This is a genomic window from Stenotrophomonas maltophilia group sp. P373 (assembly GCF_053295075.1).
Genome location: NZ_CM129994.1, coordinates 1,268,821 through 1,285,590 on the forward strand (window position 1 = coordinate 1,268,821; position 16,770 = coordinate 1,285,590).

At 67.9% G+C, this 16,770-nt stretch carries 16 protein-coding genes; 14 read left to right on the forward strand and 2 right to left on the reverse strand.

Features of this window, described 5'->3' with window-relative positions; translation table 11 throughout:
* Positions 1-139: 139 nt before the first annotated feature.
* The gene (locus tag ACSYHF_RS05895) at positions 140-2,197 is read right to left on the reverse strand and encodes a putative bifunctional diguanylate cyclase/phosphodiesterase (protein WP_447576166.1); all 2,058 of its coding nucleotides are present in this window, start codon (positions 2,195-2,197) and stop codon (positions 140-142) included.
* Between the two features lie 150 nt (positions 2,198-2,347).
* Here ACSYHF_RS05895 and radA point away from each other — a divergent pair, with 150 nt between their 5' ends.
* The 4 genes from radA to ACSYHF_RS05915 all read left to right on the forward strand — a co-directional run bounded on the left by radA (position 2,348) and on the right by ACSYHF_RS05915 (position 8,600).
* A complete protein-coding gene (gene radA / locus ACSYHF_RS05900; protein WP_375367540.1) occupies positions 2,348-3,724 on the forward strand; it encodes a DNA repair protein RadA in 1,377 nt (458 codons plus the stop codon).
* Between the two features lie 112 nt (positions 3,725-3,836).
* Complete coding sequence (locus ACSYHF_RS05905) at positions 3,837-5,693, forward strand: ATP-binding protein (protein WP_235649527.1); 1,857 nt, start codon at positions 3,837-3,839, stop codon at positions 5,691-5,693.
* Positions 5,694-5,742: 49 nt separating this feature from the next.
* Positions 5,743-8,049, forward strand: a complete 2,307-nt coding sequence (locus ACSYHF_RS05910) for a tetratricopeptide repeat protein (protein WP_070489281.1) — start codon at positions 5,743-5,745, stop codon at positions 8,047-8,049.
* 92 nt (positions 8,050-8,141) lie between these two features.
* Positions 8,142-8,600, forward strand: a complete 459-nt coding sequence (locus ACSYHF_RS05915) for a hypothetical protein (RefSeq protein ID WP_032954025.1) — start codon at positions 8,142-8,144, stop codon at positions 8,598-8,600.
* A gap of 41 nt (positions 8,601-8,641) precedes the next feature.
* On the opposite strand, the gene ACSYHF_RS05920 is transcribed toward ACSYHF_RS05915, so the two are convergent.
* Complete coding sequence (locus tag ACSYHF_RS05920; protein ID WP_005415730.1) at positions 8,642-9,436, reverse strand: cytochrome C assembly family protein; 795 nt, start codon at positions 9,434-9,436, stop codon at positions 8,642-8,644.
* A 122-nt stretch (positions 9,437-9,558) separates the two neighbouring features.
* On the opposite strand from ACSYHF_RS05920, the gene ffh reads away from it, so the two are divergent.
* From ffh to ACSYHF_RS05970, 10 genes are all read left to right on the forward strand, one after another.
* Entirely contained in the window at positions 9,559-10,935 is a 1,377-nt protein-coding gene (ffh, locus tag ACSYHF_RS05925; RefSeq protein ID WP_014036403.1) for a signal recognition particle protein, read from the forward strand.
* A 148-nt stretch (positions 10,936-11,083) separates the two neighbouring features.
* On the forward strand, positions 11,084-12,160 hold the full coding sequence (locus tag ACSYHF_RS05930) for an NAD(P)H-dependent flavin oxidoreductase (protein WP_072166886.1): 1,077 nt from the start codon (positions 11,084-11,086) through the stop codon (positions 12,158-12,160).
* A complete protein-coding gene (locus tag ACSYHF_RS05935; protein ID WP_447576167.1) occupies positions 12,157-12,969 on the forward strand; it encodes an aminotransferase class IV family protein in 813 nt (270 codons plus the stop codon). The genes ACSYHF_RS05930 and ACSYHF_RS05935 overlap by 4 nt, the downstream gene beginning before the upstream one ends.
* A gap of 99 nt (positions 12,970-13,068) precedes the next feature.
* Positions 13,069-13,329 carry a 30S ribosomal protein S16 gene (gene rpsP / locus ACSYHF_RS05940; RefSeq protein ID WP_005415733.1) on the forward strand — a complete coding sequence of 87 codons (261 nt, stop codon included), beginning with the start codon at positions 13,069-13,071 and terminating at the stop codon, positions 13,327-13,329.
* A gap of 44 nt (positions 13,330-13,373) precedes the next feature.
* Entirely contained in the window at positions 13,374-13,886 is a 513-nt protein-coding gene (gene rimM, locus ACSYHF_RS05945; protein ID WP_005415734.1) for a ribosome maturation factor RimM, read from the forward strand.
* Between the two features lie 8 nt (positions 13,887-13,894).
* Positions 13,895-14,653, forward strand: coding sequence for a tRNA (guanosine(37)-N1)-methyltransferase TrmD (gene trmD / locus ACSYHF_RS05950; RefSeq protein ID WP_005415735.1), 759 nt, complete (start codon positions 13,895-13,897; stop codon positions 14,651-14,653).
* 154 nt (positions 14,654-14,807) lie between these two features.
* Entirely contained in the window at positions 14,808-15,209 is a 402-nt protein-coding gene (gene rplS / locus ACSYHF_RS05955; RefSeq protein ID WP_005415736.1) for a 50S ribosomal protein L19, read from the forward strand.
* Positions 15,210-15,291: 82 nt separating this feature from the next.
* Positions 15,292-15,672 (forward strand): DUF6404 family protein, encoded by a 381-nt coding sequence (locus ACSYHF_RS05960; RefSeq protein ID WP_072166884.1) that lies wholly within the window; start codon positions 15,292-15,294, stop codon positions 15,670-15,672.
* Between the two features lie 78 nt (positions 15,673-15,750).
* On the forward strand, positions 15,751-16,185 hold the full coding sequence (locus tag ACSYHF_RS05965) for a DUF1801 domain-containing protein (RefSeq protein ID WP_065196535.1): 435 nt from the start codon (positions 15,751-15,753) through the stop codon (positions 16,183-16,185).
* Between the two features lie 38 nt (positions 16,186-16,223).
* Positions 16,224-16,631: a DUF1801 domain-containing protein gene (locus ACSYHF_RS05970; protein WP_065178085.1), complete on the forward strand. Its 408-nt coding sequence runs from the start codon at positions 16,224-16,226 to the stop codon at positions 16,629-16,631.
* Positions 16,632-16,770 lie beyond the last annotated feature (139 nt).

Consider the following 16,770-nt stretch of genomic DNA (forward strand, 5'->3'; position numbering starts at 1 on the left):
GATGGGGTCGGATCCCTGTCCGCAGGGCAGGGCTCTGACCCCGGGGCCCGGGTAGATCCACGCCATGCGTGGATGGAGTTGCGTGGATGGGGTCAGAGCCCATGCCTGCGGCAAGGGCTCTGACCCCGAAACCGGGGCCTCACCCCACCCGGCGCAGGAACTCTTCGGCCTCCATCGGCCGGCCCAGATGGTAGCCCTGCAGCTGGTCGCAGCCGAGCTCGCTCAGGTACTCGCGCTGCGCCTGGGTCTCCACGCCCTCGGCCACCACCTGCAGCTGCAGGGTGCGGCCCAGCGCGATGATCGACGAGACAATGGCGGCGTCCTCGTCATTGCGTTCCAGGTCGTGCACGAACGCACGGTCGATCTTCAGTTCGGTGGCTGGCATCCGCTTGAGGTAGAGCAGGCTGGAATAGCCGGTACCGAAATCATCGATGGCGATGTGCACGCCCATTGCGGTCAGGTCGCTGAGGATCGCCAAGCTGGCATCGACGTCCTTCATCGCCGTGGTTTCGGTGATCTCCAGGGTCAGCCGTGCCGGTTCGATCCGGTGCCGCTCCAGCACCTCGCGCACGCTGTCCAGCAGTGCCGGCGAGGCGAACTGCAACGGCGAGAGATTCACTGCCATGGTCCATTCCGCATGCCCGGCATCGTGCCATGCCCGCAGTTGCGCGCAGGCCCGGTCCAGTACCCAGTCACCGATCGGCAGGATAAGGCCGCTGCGTTCGGCGATCGGAATGAAGACATCCGGTGCCAGCAGCCCCAACTCCGGGTGCTGCCAGCGCAGCAGCGCCTCGGCGCCGGTGGCCGGTGCGCCCGCGGCCGGAAATTTGGGCTGGTAATGCAGGATCAGTTCGTTGCGGGCGATGGCCTTGCGCAGGTCCTGCAGCAGGCGCAGCTGGCGATTGGCACTGAGCTGCATCGAGGGGGTGAAGAAGGTGTAGCCGTTCCGCCCGGTCTCCTTGGTGTGGTACATCGCCGCATCGGCGTGCGCCATCAGCTCGCGCTCGTTGCTGGCGTCATCCGGGTACAGGGCGATGCCCAGGCTGGCGCTGACCTGCAGTTCGGCCGCATCCAGCGTGAATGGCTCACCGGCGGCGGCAATGATGCGCTCGGCCACCACGACCGCATCGTCGGGAGTATCGATGGCCAGCACGATCACGAACTCGTCGCCGCCGAGACGGGCGAACGTGTCCTGCGGGCGCAGCAGGCCGCCGATGCGCTGCGCCATCGCCACCAGCAGGCGGTCGCCAAGCTGGTGACCATAGGCATCATTGACCGCCTTGAAGCCATCCAGGTCGCAGAACATCACCGCCACCGCATGATTGCGGCGCCGCGCCTTCTCGATGGCCTGCTCGATGCGGTCCTGCAGCAGCATGCGGTTGGGCAGCTGGGTCAACGGGTCGTGCAGGGCCGCCTGGATCAGCTTGTCGTTGGCGTGCGCCAGCGAATCGGCCAGCAGCCCGGTGCGCACGCGCATCTGCCGGTCGAACAGCGAGGCCACCAGGGCGATGCCCAGCGTGGCCACGGTGGTGACGATCACCAGCACCGCCAGCCAGCGCGTGTCGATGCCGCCACTGCCGACGGCGCCACAGATGCTGCCTTCCGGGAAGCGCGCCGCCGCCATGCCGGTGTAATGCATGCCGACGATGGCCAGGCCCATCACCAGCGATGCGAGCACGCGCAGGAGCAGGGTGTGGCGCTGCTCGGCGCGCAGGCGGAAGGCGATCCACAGGGCGGCGCCAGCGGCACCGATGGCCACCGCGATGGAGGCGGCAAACCAGCCCGGGTGGTAGTCGATGCCGGGCTGCATGCGCATCGCAGCCATGCCCAGGTAGTGCATGGCTGCGATGCCCAGGCCCATCAGCACGGCCCCGGCCAACAGCCGGCGCCACGGCAGGGTGGGGCGCGACACCAGCCACAGCGCATAGGCGGAGGCGCCGATCGAGACCGCCAGCGAGTACAGGGTGATGCCGAGGTCGTAGCCCAGCGCAATCGGCAGGTCGAAGGCAAGCATGCCGATGAAGTGCATCGACCAGATGCCCAGGCCCATCGCCGCCGCCCCCCCCGCCAGCCACCAGCGGGCCACGCGGCCCTCGGCGGTGGCCAGGCGCCCGGCCATGTCCAGCGCCGTGTACGAAGCAAGAATGGCCACCAGCAGGGAGATGATGACCAGGCTCTGACTGTAACTGCCAGTCATGTTGAATCCAGTGGGGGAGGAAGGGGGCGCCCGCAAGGCGCACGCCCGCGACCCCTATCGGCGCGGGTGGGCAGGACTTGAGCGGTCGCAGCAGCTGCGACCGGGCTCGGCTATCCTGCCACGCCTGTTCCCGTTGCTGGAAATCATCCGATGGCCAAAGCCCGCACCGCCTACGTCTGCAATGAATGCGGCGCCGAATTCAGCAAATGGCAGGGCCAGTGCACGGAGTGCAACGCCTGGAACTCGCTGTGTGAAATCGTGCTGGAGAGCGCGGCGGCGGCCAAGGCACCGGCATCGCGGCGGGCGGGCTGGGCCGGCAAGATCGATCCGCCGAAGATCACCGCGCTGAAGGACGTGGAGCAGACCGAGCATCGCCGGGTCTCCACTGGCATCGGCGAGTTCGACCGCGTGCTGGGTGGTGGCCTGGTCGAAGGTGCGGTGGTGCTGGTGGGCGGCGACCCGGGTATCGGCAAGTCGACGCTGCTGCTGCAGGCGGTGGCGAAGATGGCGGCCGAACTGCCGGTGCTGTACGTCACCGGTGAAGAGTCGCTGGCCCAGGTGGCCGGCCGCGCGCACCGCCTGGAGCTGCCACTGGACGGGGTCAACGCGCTGGCCGAGACCGGGGTCGAGTCGATCCTGCAGCATGCCTCCAGGGCTGGGCCGCGGCTGATCGTGGCCGATTCGGTGCAGACCCTGTGGACCGAGAGCCTGACCGCTGCGCCGGGTTCGGTCAGCCAGGTGCGCGAGAGTGCGGCGCGGCTGGTGCGGTTCGCCAAGGAGACCGGCACTGCCGTGTTCCTGGTCGGCCACGTGACCAAGGAGGGTGGCATCGCCGGCCCGCGCGTGCTGGAACACATGGTGGACGCGGTGCTGTACTTCGAGGGCGAGAGCGGCAGCCGCTTCCGCCTGTTGCGCGCGTTCAAGAACCGCTTCGGTGCGGTCAACGAGCTGGGTGTGTTCGCGATGGGCGACAAGGGCCTGAAGGAGGTCTCCAACCCTTCGGCGATCTTCCTCTCCGGCGGCAGCACCCACCAGCCGGGCAGCTGCGTGATGGTCACCCGCGAGGGCACACGGCCGCTGCTGGTGGAGGTACAGGCGCTGGTCGATGCATCGCCGCTGTCGAACCCGCGCCGTGTCGCGGTCGGCCTGGAGCAGAACCGCCTGGCGATGCTGCTGGCGGTGCTGCATCGCCATGGCGGCGTACTGGTCGGCGACCAGGACGTGTTCGTCAATGTGGTCGGTGGCATCCGCGTGCAGGAGACTGCCGCCGATCTGCCGGTGCTGCTGGCGGTGTTGTCGTCGCTGCAGGATCGGCCGCTGGCGGAGAAGACCATCGCCTTCGGTGAAGTGGGCCTGTCCGGCGAGATCCGCCCGGTGCCCAATGGCGAAGACCGCCTGCGCGAGGCCGCCACCCATGGTTTCAAGCGCGCCATCGTGCCCAAGGCCAATGCGCCCAAGGGCGGTTCGGTGAAAGGCATGGAGGTGATCGCGGTGGAACGCCTGTCCGAGGCCATCGACGCGGCGTGAGGCCGGCTCTACAAACGTCAATCACGGCAACGGTCAGCTTCCTTGTGCTAGTTTTTCCCGCTCGACGAAGACGCCCTCTGGCGTCTTTCCGTGCCCAGGAGTAAACGATTACATGCAGGACACCGCACTCACCGCCCCCAACGCCGAGATCCGTCGAGCCGGGGTCGATCTCAATGGATTGATGACGGTGCTGGGCAAGCACCTGTATTCCACCCCGGTGGTGGCGCTGCGTGAGCTGGTGCAGAACGCGCATGACTCGATCATCCGCCGCCGCATCGAGCAGCCCGGTGTTGACGTGCCTTCGCGCATTTCGGTGCAGGTTGATGCCGGTGCCGGCGTGCTGCGCATCACCGATACTGGGGCCGGCCTGACCCGCCAGGAGATCCACGATTACCTGGCCACCGTCGGCGTCGGCTACACCCGTGGCCTGCGCCAGGGCGGTGAGGACGATGAAGGGCTGATCGGCATGTTCGGCCTCGGCTTCCTGTCGGCCTTTGTGCTGGCGCGCCGGGTCAGTGTGCGAACCACCTCGTACCAGACGCCGGATCTGGGCCATCTGTACGTGTCCAGCAACGCCGAGCAATACACCGTCAGCGAAGTGCCTGCACGCGCGGTCGGCACCGAGGTGGAGCTGGAGCTGCATCCGGACTTCCTGCCGCTGGCCAACGAGGCGCGCCTGCATGAGGTGCTGGGCCGCTACTGCGCGTTGCTGTCCGAACCGATCTTCATCGGTGCTGCGGGCGAGGCGCTCAATCCCGAGCCGCCGCCGTGGCGCGGCCAGGGGGATGTCGCCGTGCATCCAGTGCAGGCGCGTCGGCAGGCGCTGCAGTTCGCCGCGCGGTTCGAGCATGATTTCGAACCGATCGTCACCGTGCCGCTGCGCGCCGATGGCAACAGCGATGCCACTGGCCTGCTGTGGGTGCAGGATGGCGCCACCTATGGCACCAGCGACAACCGCAACCTGTCGGTGTTCGTGCGTGGGATGCTGCTGGATGACGACGCGCGCGACCTGTTGCCGCCGTGGGCCGGATTCATCGGCGGAGTGATCGAATCCTCGCGGTTGACGCCCACCGCCAGCCGCGAAGACCTGCAGCGCGATGACCAGTACCGCGCGGTGCAGCATGCACTGCTGGAGGCGCTGATCGACGGCCTGGCCGACGTTGCGAAGCAGCAACCGGAAGCCTGGCGGCGCGTGCTGACCCGCCACAACGAGGCCCTGCTGGGTGCGGCACTGTGCGATGAGCGCCTGTTCGAACTGCTGATGGAGCATGTGCGGGTACCGACCTCGCAGGGCGACCTGCCGGCCAGTGCGCTGCCGGCGCGCGGTGCCGTGCATGTCATCCTCGACAACGGCGGCGGCTTTGAAGAGATGCTGTTCCGCGCTATGGGCGTACCGGTCGCGCATGGCCATCGCTACGCGGTGGTGCCGTTCCTGCGGCGCTGGGCCCAGGCCAAGGGCCTGCGCCTGGTCGAGCTCGGCACCGAGCAGGGCAACCGCGCACTGTTCCGCAGTGATGACAGCCTCGACGAGGCGCAGCTGGCGTGGCTGCGCGAACAGCTGGGCGACGGCGAGCAGCTGCTGCCCGCACGTTTCAGCCCGGAGGCGCTGCCGGTGGTGGTGGTGCCCGACCGCGAGGCCGAGCTGAAGCAGCGGCTGGAAGACGACGAGAACGACAAGCGCGTCTCGATGGCCGCGCTGCGCCTGGCGCGCCAGTTCACCGCGCGCATCGAATCACGCGCACCCTCGCGGCTCTACCTCAACCTCGACAACCCGGCGGTGCAGGCACTGCTGCGCGCCCAGCGCGAGGGCCACCCACAGGCCGAGGCTGCGGCGCGCCTGCTGCGCTCGCTGAAAGTCATCGTCGCCGCGCAGGGCCGCCCGCTGGCACGCGCGACCGCTACGCCGGGCCCGGATCTCAATGGTGCCTTCACCGATATCGCCGGTGCCCTGCAGCAGATGCTGCGCTGAGCACCGCACCCTCTCATCCAGCCTTCGCTAGACAGGAGCAATTATCCCCATGGACATCTGGAACTGGGTCGAAAAGCTGCAGGGTGACCTGCGCCAGGCCGGCCAGGCGCAGAACGCGCACCTGCTGAACCGTCTCGCCGATGAGGTCAGTGAACTGCAGATCGACCGCGTCGATGCCCTGCTGCCCGAAGCACGCGCCTTGGGCAAGGCGCTGGACAACCCTTGGGTTGACGTCTATGTCGGCCACTGGGCGCTGCGCAACCGCGTCGGCAACCGCGTGGAAGGCGAGAGCGCACTCGGCGAAGCCGTAGCGCTGTTCGAGCGCGCGCACCGCGAGGACACCCTGGAATGCCCGCAGTCGATCTGCGTGACCCAGGACCTGGCCGCCTGCTACGGCAACATCGATGGCCCGGGCTGGGTGCCCGAGCGCATTGAGGTCTGCGACGAAACCCTTGGCCGCATCGATCCGAGCTGGGCCTGTTTCCAGTGCCTGAGCTGCGAGAAGGCCGATGCGCTGCTCGATGATGGCCGTGGCCAGGAGGCGCTGGATTACCTGCAGGTGCAAGCCGATGCCGTGGAAGCCTGTGGCAAGGAAGTGTTCGACAGCTTCCCCGAGATGCAGATCAAGATCCTGCTCGCTGTAGGCCGCGCCGACGAGGCACTGGCGCTGATCGAGAAGCGCGAGGCCGAAGTGGCAGCCTCCGGGGAGTACGAACCGGCCAACTGCACGGTGCCGCGTCGCTTGTCCAAGGCCTGGGCGCTGGCCCAGCTGGGCCGCGACGAAGAGGCGCTGCAGCAGCTGGTGCCGTGGAGCGAGCTGACCCCGAACTACTGGCGGCTGTGGGCAAACACCGCCGCAGCACTGTGCCAGCGTGATCCCGCGCGCAATACGTGGGATCTGGGCACGCGCTTCAACACCATCATCGAGCACTTCGCACGGGTCGGTTCGCACCGCCTGCTGATCGAAGTCGCGGCGCTGAGCCTGGAGCTGGCGCTGCAGCGTGGCGCGCGCTGGGTCGCACTGCGGCAGCTGGAACTGGCCCGCACCCATCTGGCGCAGCTGCGCCAGGATCGGGGTGCTGCGGCGCTGGTGGCCGGCCTGGCCGCGCGCATCGAGGCATTGCCGGACGTCGCGCCGCTGCCGGTGCCGGCGGGCGAGCTGCTGGCATGGCTGGACGCGCAGGGCGAACAGAACCAGTCGCGCGATCCCGAGCGCGAAGCGCAGTGGTTGCTGCAGGCGCATGCCGAGCTGCCCGATGACGAGGCGCTTGCCGAGATGGCTGCCTCCGCGCTGAATGCCTGCGGCGCGCAGGCCGAGGCGCGGTCGCTGCTGTGGCGGTTCGTACGCGGCCATACCCAGCACGATGGCCCCGCGGCCTACACGCTGATGCGCTGGCTGGCCGAACAGGGCGACGACGACGGACTGCGCCAGCTGGCCGATCTCTATCGCGGCAGCGTGCCGGTGTTCGCGCACTGGTGCGAGGTGCAGCGTGCACGCCGCGTGTCCGACTGGCCGGCGCTGGAGCAGGCGGCCCGATCGCTTCTGGAGCTGTCTCCGGGCTCGCACGGCGCGCGCGGCACGCTGGCGCGCATGTACATGGAAACCGGCCGTTTCAGCGAGGCCCAGGCCTGTTATGCACAGCTGGTGGAGCTGCTGGAGGAGCCCAATGCCGCGCATTGGGACCACATGAGTGCAGCCAGCGCGGCGCGCGACTGGGACGCGGTGCGCCGCTCGGCGGCGGCGATCGGCATGGAATTGTCCAGCCAGGATGGCGTGGTCGAGGAGCCGTGGGGCTGGGTGATCATCCGCAGCGAGGAGAACGGCGAACCGATGGAGTACTACGCCCGTCGCAGCGGTCCGGTGACCGCGCGCATCGTCGAGAACGCGCCGTCCAACCGCGCCCAGCAGGTGGGTGACTGGGTGGTGTTCGATGCCGCGCTGGTGCATCCGGCCCCGGAGGAGGAGGAAGCACGCGAGCATTTCATCCCGACCTATGCGCAGGTGCATGTACTGGAGCGCGGCGGTTTCGCCCGCAGCTGGATGATCGATGGCGCGCACCCGGGCGAAGAGGCCTGGAATGCCTTCGTCGAGGCGGCCGAGGCACAGGGCTGGAAGGTGTGGTCACACAGCCGGCCGGACTACACCGTCACCGACCCCGATGTGGAAGAGGGTACGCTGCCCGGCCTGCTGTTCACCGTGGCCCAGCCGCAGGACCACGCACCGCTGGCACTGCACCGCTTCCTGCAGCAGCACACCGCGACGTGGCCGCATCCGCATTGCTGGCTGCGCCTGGCTGAAGCCTGTGACCAGGATCGCCAGCCGCATCTGGACGTGATCGAGCGTTACGGGTTGTAGGCCGGATATCGGGTAGTGCCGGCCGCTGGCCGGCAGCACCGGGAGATCCTGTAGTGCCGGCCAGCGGCCGGCACTACCTCAGGGAAAAATACATGCGAAAGACATGGATGTTGATGATCGCCGGGCTGCTGCTGGCCCCCACCGTGCAGGCGTCACCCGCCTGCCAGGAACCAGAGGCGGTGGCCCGCGCCTTCTACCAGGCAACGACGGGCAACGGTGATCTGCTGGAGCCACCCCCGGCGCTGGTCAGCCCTGCCTTCGGCAAGGCACTGCGTGGAGAGCGCGCCTGCCAGCAGCGCGAAGAGGGCATCTGCACAATCGATTCGGATCCGTGGCTGGATGCGCAGGACGGTGACATCGAAACCCCGGTGCGCTACAGCTGGAAGGAGGCTTCGGCCTCCGCCGGCCAGGTCGAGATGCGCTATTCGGTGTGGAAGAAGGCCTACCTGACCCGCTTGCCGATGGTGCGCCACGGGCAGGGATGCTGGCAGGTTGATGACATCGTCACCAACAGTGGTCGTTCGGTGCGGAAGATCCTGGCCCAGCCTTGACGGTAGCGCCGGTGGGTGCCGACCGTTGGTCGGCACACCGCCTATCGCGAATGCCCGAACACCAGTTCGATCACGAACTGGCTGCCGAAGAAGGCCAGCAGCAGCAACAGCATCGCCGCCAGCGTCCAGTGCACCGCCTTCATGCCGCGCCAGCCGTAGCGCCGGCGGCCGATCAGCAGCACGCCGAACACGATCCACGACAGCACGCTCAGCACGGTCTTGTGCACCAGCTTCTGCGCCAGCAGGTCGTCGACGAACAGCACCCCGGTGACCAGGGTGAGGGTCAGCAGCGCGAAGCCGACGGTGATCACCCGGAACAGCAGTGATTCCAGGTCGGCCAGCGGCGGCAGCGCGCGCAGCCAAGGCCGGAACTCGCGGCGGCGCAGGGCGCGTTCCTGCAGCCACAGCATGATCGCCAGCAGCGCGGCGATGCTCAGCGTGGCGTAGGCCAGCAGGGCCAGCCAGGCGTGGCTGGCCAGGCGCCAGCCCAGCACCTTGCTCGGTTCGTGGCCGTAACCGTGGTAGGCCAGCAGCAGCACGGCGGCCAGCGGGAACACCACCACGCCCAACGCCGACATCCGCCCGCGCGCGCCGACCAGCGAAGTCAGCCAGGCCATGCCCAGGCCGACCAGCGACAGTGCGGCGAAGAAGTGCATGTCCGGCCCGCCGTTGGTGCGCATCGCCACCATCACGTGGTAGCCGCCGTGCAGCAGCATGGCGGGCAGGGCCGGCCACAGCCAGATGGGGGAGCCGGTCGTCTCATCGCGGCCAAGCGCGCGCACCAGCAGGGCACTGGCAGCCAGGTAGAGCAGGACGGCGATGAGAACGATTGTCATCGTTGCAGTTTCGCATACCCCCGTGATGCTGGCGACGGCCCCGTGGCCGCAGTCCGGGGAGACAGCCAGACCCGTTATACTGTCTGCCTTATTGTCCCCCGCTTTCAGACAGGTTGCGCCGCATGTTCGAGTCCCTGACCCAGCGCCTTTCCGGCACCATCGAGCGCCTGCGTGGCCGCGGCCGCCTGACCGAGGAGAACATCCGCGAGGCGACCCGCGAAGTGCGCATCGCGCTGCTCGAGGCCGACGTTGCGCTGCCGGTGGTGCAGGCCCTGATCGAGCGCATCAAGGTGCGCGCGGTCGGCCAGGAAGTGCTGAAGTCGCTGACCCCGGGCCAGGCGCTGATCAAGGTCGTGCGCGACGAGCTGACAGCGGTGATGGGCGCCGAAGCCAGCGACCTGAACCTCAATGTGCCCGCTCCGGCCATCATCCTGATGGCGGGCCTGCAGGGCGCCGGCAAGACCACCACCGTGGGCAAGCTGGCCAAGCATCTTAAGGAAAAGCGCAAGAAGAAGGTGATGGTGGTCTCGGCCGACGTCTACCGTCCGGCCGCGATCGAACAGCTGAAGACCCTGGCCGAGCAGGTCGGCGTGCTGTTCTTCCCGTCCAGTGCCGACCAGAAGCCGGAAGCCATTGTCCGCGCCGCCATCGACGATGCACGCAAGTCGTTCGTCGACGTGCTGCTGGTCGATACCGCCGGCCGCCTGGCCATCGACGAAGCGATGATGGCCGAGATCAAGGCCCTGCACGCTGCGGTGAATCCGGCCGAAACGCTGTTCGTGGTCGACGCCATGACCGGCCAGGACGCGGCCAATACCGCCAAGGCCTTCGGCGATGCCCTGCCGCTGACCGGCGTGGTGCTGACCAAGACCGACGGTGACGCCCGCGGCGGCGCCGCGCTGAGCGTGCGCTACATCACCGGCAAGCCGATCAAGTTCGTCGGTGTCAGTGAAAAGCCGGAAGGCCTGGACGTGTTCCACCCGGACCGTATCGCCAGCCGCATCCTCGACATGGGCGACGTGCTGTCGCTGGTCGAGCAGGTCGAGCAGCAGGTCGACAAGGACAAGGCCGCCAAGCTGGCCGAGAAGGTCGCCAAGGGCAAGAAATTCGACCTGAACGACATGCGTGACCAGCTGGAGCAGATGCAGAACATGGGCGGCATCGGCGGCCTGATGGACAAGCTGCCGGGCCTGGGCAACATCCCCGACCATCTGAAGCAGCAGGTCAGCCAGGGCAAGGAAGTGCCGCGCATGATCGCCATCATCGGCTCGATGACCAAGAAGGAACGGCGCAATCCGAACCTGCTCAACGGCTCGCGCCGCGCGCGCATCGCCAAGGGCTCGGGCGTGACGCCGGCCGACGTCAACAAGCTGATGAAGCAGTACATGCAGATGGAAAAGATGATGAGCAAGATGGCCGGCGGTGGCATGAAGGGCATGTTGCGCAGCATGAAGGGCATGATGGGCGCCATGGGCGGCCGCGGCATGCCGTTCCGTTGATGACGGCCCCGTCCGCAATCTGATGTAGCGCCCGGGCCCACGCTCGGGCGGCGGCGCACAAGCGCCGCAGCAGGCCGTCGGGCAGCAGGCTCGACTCTTCCCCTGTCCTGCGCGCACCATGGGGGCCTGTCCGAAACGATGGGCCGTCATGCAGAGTTCCGCTGTAGCTTCCCGCGCCGAGGCGTTCTGCCGGCGCTTTGGCGTTTCCGTTCCGATCCTGCTGGCACCGATGGCCGGTGCCTGCCCGGTACCGTTGTCGGCTGCGCTGGCCAACGCCGGCAGCATGGGCGCAATGGGCGCGGTGTTGTCCTCTTCGGCCGATATCGGTCGCTGGATGGATGACTTCCGCGCAGCCTCCAGCGGTCCGGCGCAGGTGAACCTGTGGATGCCGGACCCTGTACCTGCCCGTGACGTTGCCGCCGAGGCCGCCAGCCGCGCCTTCCTCGCGCAATGGGGCCCGGAGGTGCCGGCCAGCGCCGCCGACGCCACGCCGGCCGACTTCGAAGAACAGTTCGCCGCACTGCTGGCGGCGCGTCCTGCGGTGGCCTCGACCATCATGGGCGTGCTGCTGCCGCGCCACGTGCAGCAGTTGAAGGACGCCGGCATCGCCTGGATCGCCTGTGCCACCACCTTGTCCGAAGCGCGCGCGGCACAGGACGCCGGCGCCGACGCGGTGGTGGCGCAGGGCGCGGAGGCCGGCGGCCATCGTGGTTCCTTTGATCCGGCGATGGCCGAGCGCCAGCTGGTGGGACTGTTTGCGCTGCTGCCGCGCCTGGCCGATCAGCTGCAGATTCCGGTGATTGCCGCCGGCGGCATCGCCGATGGGCGTGGCATCGCTGCCGCACTCACCTTGGGTGCCAGTGCGGTGCAGATCGGCACCGCCTTCCTGCGCACGCCGGAAGCGGCGATCGCTTCGGCGTGGGCCGATGGGCTGGCCGCCAGCGAACCGGAAGATACCTGGCCGACCCGCGCCTTCAGTGGTCGCCTGGGCCGTGGCCTGGCGACGCCCTATGTGCGCGCCGCTGCCGCAGAAGGCGCCCCCGCGCCGCGTCCATACCCGGTGCAGCGCGGCCTGACCGCCCCGATGCGCAGGCAGGCGGCGCAGGACAATCGTCTCGCAGCGATGCAGGCCTGGGCCGGGCAGTCGGCGTGGATGGCACCGGCGCAGCCGGCCGCCGACGTGCTGCGCGGCATGTGGGAACAGGCGCAGGCACTGCTGCCATGATGGTGAGCTGCAACGGCCGGGCGGCGCAGGTGAAGGATCTCCTGCCGGCGCTGGTGAATTACGGCCACTTCACCTCGCTGCAGGTGCGTGGTGGTGCAGTGCAGGGGCTGGACCTGCATCTGGCGCGGCTGTCACAGGCTACGCGCGAACTGTTCGGCAGCGAACTGGACACGGTGCAGGTACAGGCATGGATGGCGCAGGCATTGCAGCAGTCAGGGCAGGTCGATGCCTCGCTGCGGGTGACGGTGTACTCGCGCCGCTTCGATTTCCGCAATCCGCTGGCGGCGGTGCCGGTGGACGTGCTGGTGGCGGTGTCAGCGCCGGTGACGCTGACCGTCGCCAAGCGCGTGCGCAGCGTGGCCTGGCAGCGTGAACTGCCGCAGATCAAGCACGTCGGCACGTTTGGTTTGTTCGCCGAACGCCGCGCGGCGCTGGCGGCCGGATTCGACGATGCGCTGTTTGTCACCGCCGATGGCGACGTGAGTGAAGGCAGCACCTGGAACCTGGCCGTGCACGATGGTGAGCGGCTGCTCTGGCCACAGGCGCCGGCCCTGCGCGGGACTGCCGAGGCACTGCTGAAGCAGCATTGGCCGGGGCCTCAGGCCACTCAGCCGCTGCGGCTGGCCGATCTGGCCGGCGTGAAGGCGGCTTTTGCCTGCAACGCCAGCAGCCTGTGGGCGCTGGAGGCCATTGACGGGCATGTCCTGCCCGGCTCCCAGGCGCTGGCTGAACAGGGCAGGGCGGTGCTGGCGGCGGTGGCTTGGGACAAATTGGGGTCAGATCCCTTTTGCGCCGCAAAAGGGATCTGACCCCGTGAGTTCATCCCCGGGGTTGGCCCGGCCGCGATCTGCCGCTATAATCGCCCGCTTACCTCGCCATCCTGGCGACTGGGCAATAGGAAAAACACCATGGTCAAGATTCGACTGACCCGCGGCGGCGCCAAGAAGCGTCCGTTCTACCACATCATCGTCACCGACGTGCGCAGCGCGCGCGACGGCCGCAACATCGAGCGCGTTGGCTTCTACAACCCGGTCGCCCAGGGCGCCGAGAAGCGCATCGAGCTGGACCTGGCCCGCGTTGACCATTGGGTCAAGAACGGCGCCCAGCCGACCGACAAGGTCCGCAACCTGATCAAGGAAGCGACCAAGTCCCAGGCCGCTGCGGCCTGATCCTGACGGGCCACGCTTCGGCGTGGCCCTCTTGGTTGAAGCAGATGAAAGATATCGAGCGCCGCATCCTGCTGGGCAGGGTTGTCGGCGCTTTTGGTGTGCGCGGCGAAATCAAGCTCGAGTCCTGGACCGAGCCTCGTTCCGCCATTTTCCGTTACCAGCCGTGGATCGTGCGCAGCCCGTCCGGCGTGGAAACCACGGTTGAGGGTGTACGCGGCCGCGACAGCGGCAAGCACCTGGTGGCCCGTTTTCCCGGGGTCGAGGATCGCGATGTGGTCGAAGCGATGCGCGGCACCGAGATCTACGTGGCCCGCAGTGCCCTGCCGCCGCCGAAGCCCGATGAGTATTACTGGGTGGACCTGGAAGGCCTGGATGTGAAGACCACCGAGGGCGTCGCCCTGGGCCAGGTCTCGCACCTGTTCAGCACCGGCGCCAATGACGTGGTGGTGGTCCGGGGTGACCGCGAGCGGATGATTCCGTTTGTGCAGCCGGACTTCGTCAAATCGGTCGATTTCGAGGCCAACCTGATCGTGGTCGACTGGGACCCCGAGTTCTGAGTGCGAGCATGCGTTTCGACGTCATCACCCTGTTTCCCGAGTTCCTCGCCCAGTCCGCTGGACTGGGCGTGGTCGGGCGCGCGCAGGAGAAGGGACTATTCAGCCTGCATGGCTGGAACCCCCGTGATTACGCCGAAGGCAACTACCGCCGGGTGGACGACCGTCCGTTCGGTGGTGGCCCGGGCATGGTGATGCTGATCGAGCCGCTGCAGGCCTGCCTGCAGGCGATCCGAGAGGCCGATCCCACCCCGGCGCGGGTGATCTACCTCAGTCCGCAGGGCGCGCCGTTGACCCAGGCCAAGGTGCGGGAACTGGCGGCGCTGCCGCGCATGGTCCTGCTCTGTGGCCGCTACGAGGGCATCGACGAGCGTTTCCTGGAGGCCAATGTCGACGAGGAAATCTCCCTCGGCGACTACGTGCTGTCCGGGGGCGAGCTGGGCGCGGCGGTGATCATCGACGCCGTGGCCCGCCTGCAGGACGGTGCCCTGAACGATGCGGAGTCGGCGGCGCAGGACAGCTTCGAGGGCGACCTCGGCCTGCTCGACTGCCCGCATTACAGCCAGCCGGCCCAGCACCCGCTGGGGGACGTGCCGGAGGTGCTGCGCTCGGGCAACCACGCGGCCATCGCCGCCTGGCGCCGCCAGCAGTCGCTGCTCCGGACCGCCCAGCGGCGCCCGGACCTGCTGGATGAACAGGCACTGGGCAAGGCCGACCGCAAACTGCTGGAGCAGGGCCGCCAAGCCCGGAACCAGAAGGCCAGCCCCTAGCGCAGGGCTGGCTTTATCGGCTATCATGGCCAATTCCCGCCAGCCCCGGTTGGCGCGCGCAGTACCCAAAACAAACGTGCAGCACAGTCCGGTGACTGCATGAGCCCACGTTGTCGATACGACACGCCCACCCGAACAAGAATCGGTGTAACCCATGAGCAAGCTGAACAAGTCCATCGTCGCGGAATTCGAATCCGCCCAGATCACCCGCGAACTGCCGAAGTTCAGCCAGGGCGACACCGTTGTCGTCAACGTGAAGGTGAAGGAAGGCAGCCGCGAGCGCGTGCAGGCCTACGAAGGCGTCGTCATCGCCACCAAGAACGCCGGCCTGAACTCCTCGTTCACCGTGCGCAAGATCTCGCACGGCTACGGCGTCGAGCGCGTTTTCCAGACCCACAGCGCCATCATCGACTCGGTCGAAGTGAAGCGTCGTGGTAAGGTCCGCGCCGGCAAGCTGTACTACCTGCGTGGCCTGGAAGGCAAGGCTGCCCGCATCAAGGAAGACCTGGCTGCCGCTGCTGCCGCCAAGGCTGCCCGTCTGGCCGACAAGGCCTGATAAACAACTTCGGTTGTTGCCGCGACGGCCACCTTCGGGTGGCCGTTTGCGTTTCCGGCATCGCATCGGCCACGATCAGGTGATGAGCGACATCAACCCGCGCTATCCTGCCGTGATCCAGTCGGCGCTGCGCTTCCTGGACGGCCAGGGGCTGGCGCGCGTGCAGTCGGCACCGCTGCTGCATCGCCTGCTGTGGCGCCTGGGCATTGCACTGCCGCCGCCGATCCTGGCCGGATTTGCTACCAACGCGTTGGTGCAGGGCCTGCTGTTCGGGCTGTTCTGGACCGCGCTGATGTGGCTGATGCTGTGGCAGGGCAGCGAGCGCCCGCTGGCGCTGTTGCTGGTGGCCGGCCTGTCGGCTGGCGTGCTGTTCGGCATGGTGATGGCGGCGCTGATGCGCTCGCTGCGCCGCCACCGCAAGCTGCCGGACTGGCGACGGTTCCGCGCACGGCAGGCAGACTGAGCCGATGGCGCACTGCGCCGTGACCACACGGCGGGCCCGCGCTAGGCTGCAGCTTCATCCCGATGCCCGTGCCGTGCGATGCCTGCCAAGCGAACCGCACCTTCCACTGCGCCCACGCTGCTGTCCGGTGGCAACCCGCAGATCGCCAAGGGCGAGGGCGATGCGCCGGTGCAGGCATACATCGCCGCCATGCCGGACTGGAAACGTGCGATCGGCGCGCGACTGGATGCATTGATCGAGCAGGCCGTACCTGGCGTGCACAAGGCGGTGAAGTGGAACTCGCCGATGTATGCGGTTGCGCCGGGCGAAGGGTGGTTTCTCAGCTTCCATTGCTTCACCCGCTACATCAAGGTGGCGTTCTTCCGCGGCGCGGCACTGGCGCCAGTGCCGCCCGAGCCGTCCAGGAGCGCCGATACGCGTTACCTGCACATCCCGCAGGACGGCCTGCTGGATGAGGCACAGTTCCTCGACTGGGTGCGCCAGGCCGCCGCGTTGCCCGGCGAGCGCATGTAACCCCGACCTTCTCATTCCTTTCCCGACGAGAGCTCCTGATGGCCACGCATGCCCCCAACCCGGCCGATGCCGGAACACCGGCCACCGAGTTGATCGATGCACGCATCGCCGAGTTGGCAGACTGGCGCGGTGAAACACTGGCACGCGTGCGTGCGTTGATCCATGAAGCGCTGCCCGACGTGCAGGAAACCTGGAAATGGCGGGGTACACCGGTGTGGGAGCACAACGGCATCCTGTGCACCGGCGAGACCTACAAGCAGGCAGTGAAGCTGACCTTCGCCAACGGTGCGGCGCTGGCCGATCCAAAGGGGCTGTTCAACGCAAGCCTGGACGGCAACACGCGGCGTGCGATCGACATCCATGAAGGCGCGATGCCGGATGCCGCTGCGTTCAAGGCGCTGCTGCGCGCGGCGGCGACGCTCAACGCGGCGAAGAAGAAGCGGTAGAGCCGGCCGCTGGCCGGCTGCTTTGCGATGCTTGCGGAGGGGTTTGAAGTTGCCGGCCAGCGGCCGGCACTACCGTGGTAATCCCCGGCGGCGAAGAAGCGGTAGAACCGGCCGCTGGCTGGCTGTTCTGCGATGCTTG

Excerpts from the sequence above, each read along its gene's own strand:
- ACSYHF_RS05895 (WP_447576166.1), bottom strand. The coding sequence starts at position 2,197 with ATGACTGGCAGTTACAGTCAGAGCCTGGTCATCATCTCCCTGCTGGTG.
- radA (WP_375367540.1), top strand. The coding sequence starts at position 2,348 with ATGGCCAAAGCCCGCACCGCCTACGTCTGCAATGAATGCGGCGCCGAA.
- ACSYHF_RS05905 (WP_235649527.1), top strand. The coding sequence starts at position 3,837 with ATGCAGGACACCGCACTCACCGCCCCCAACGCCGAGATCCGTCGAGCC.
- ACSYHF_RS05910 (WP_070489281.1), top strand. The coding sequence starts at position 5,743 with ATGGACATCTGGAACTGGGTCGAAAAGCTGCAGGGTGACCTGCGCCAG.
- ACSYHF_RS05915 (WP_032954025.1), top strand. The coding sequence starts at position 8,142 with ATGCGAAAGACATGGATGTTGATGATCGCCGGGCTGCTGCTGGCCCCC.
- ACSYHF_RS05920 (WP_005415730.1), bottom strand. The coding sequence starts at position 9,436 with ATGACAATCGTTCTCATCGCCGTCCTGCTCTACCTGGCTGCCAGTGCC.
- ffh (WP_014036403.1), top strand. The coding sequence starts at position 9,559 with ATGTTCGAGTCCCTGACCCAGCGCCTTTCCGGCACCATCGAGCGCCTG.
- ACSYHF_RS05930 (WP_072166886.1), top strand. The coding sequence starts at position 11,084 with ATGCAGAGTTCCGCTGTAGCTTCCCGCGCCGAGGCGTTCTGCCGGCGC.
- ACSYHF_RS05935 (WP_447576167.1), top strand. The coding sequence starts at position 12,157 with ATGATGGTGAGCTGCAACGGCCGGGCGGCGCAGGTGAAGGATCTCCTG.
- rpsP (WP_005415733.1), top strand. The coding sequence starts at position 13,069 with ATGGTCAAGATTCGACTGACCCGCGGCGGCGCCAAGAAGCGTCCGTTC.
- rimM (WP_005415734.1), top strand. The coding sequence starts at position 13,374 with ATGAAAGATATCGAGCGCCGCATCCTGCTGGGCAGGGTTGTCGGCGCT.
- trmD (WP_005415735.1), top strand. The coding sequence starts at position 13,895 with ATGCGTTTCGACGTCATCACCCTGTTTCCCGAGTTCCTCGCCCAGTCC.
- rplS (WP_005415736.1), top strand. The coding sequence starts at position 14,808 with ATGAGCAAGCTGAACAAGTCCATCGTCGCGGAATTCGAATCCGCCCAG.
- ACSYHF_RS05960 (WP_072166884.1), top strand. The coding sequence starts at position 15,292 with ATGAGCGACATCAACCCGCGCTATCCTGCCGTGATCCAGTCGGCGCTG.
- ACSYHF_RS05965 (WP_065196535.1), top strand. The coding sequence starts at position 15,751 with ATGCCTGCCAAGCGAACCGCACCTTCCACTGCGCCCACGCTGCTGTCC.
- ACSYHF_RS05970 (WP_065178085.1), top strand. The coding sequence starts at position 16,224 with ATGGCCACGCATGCCCCCAACCCGGCCGATGCCGGAACACCGGCCACC.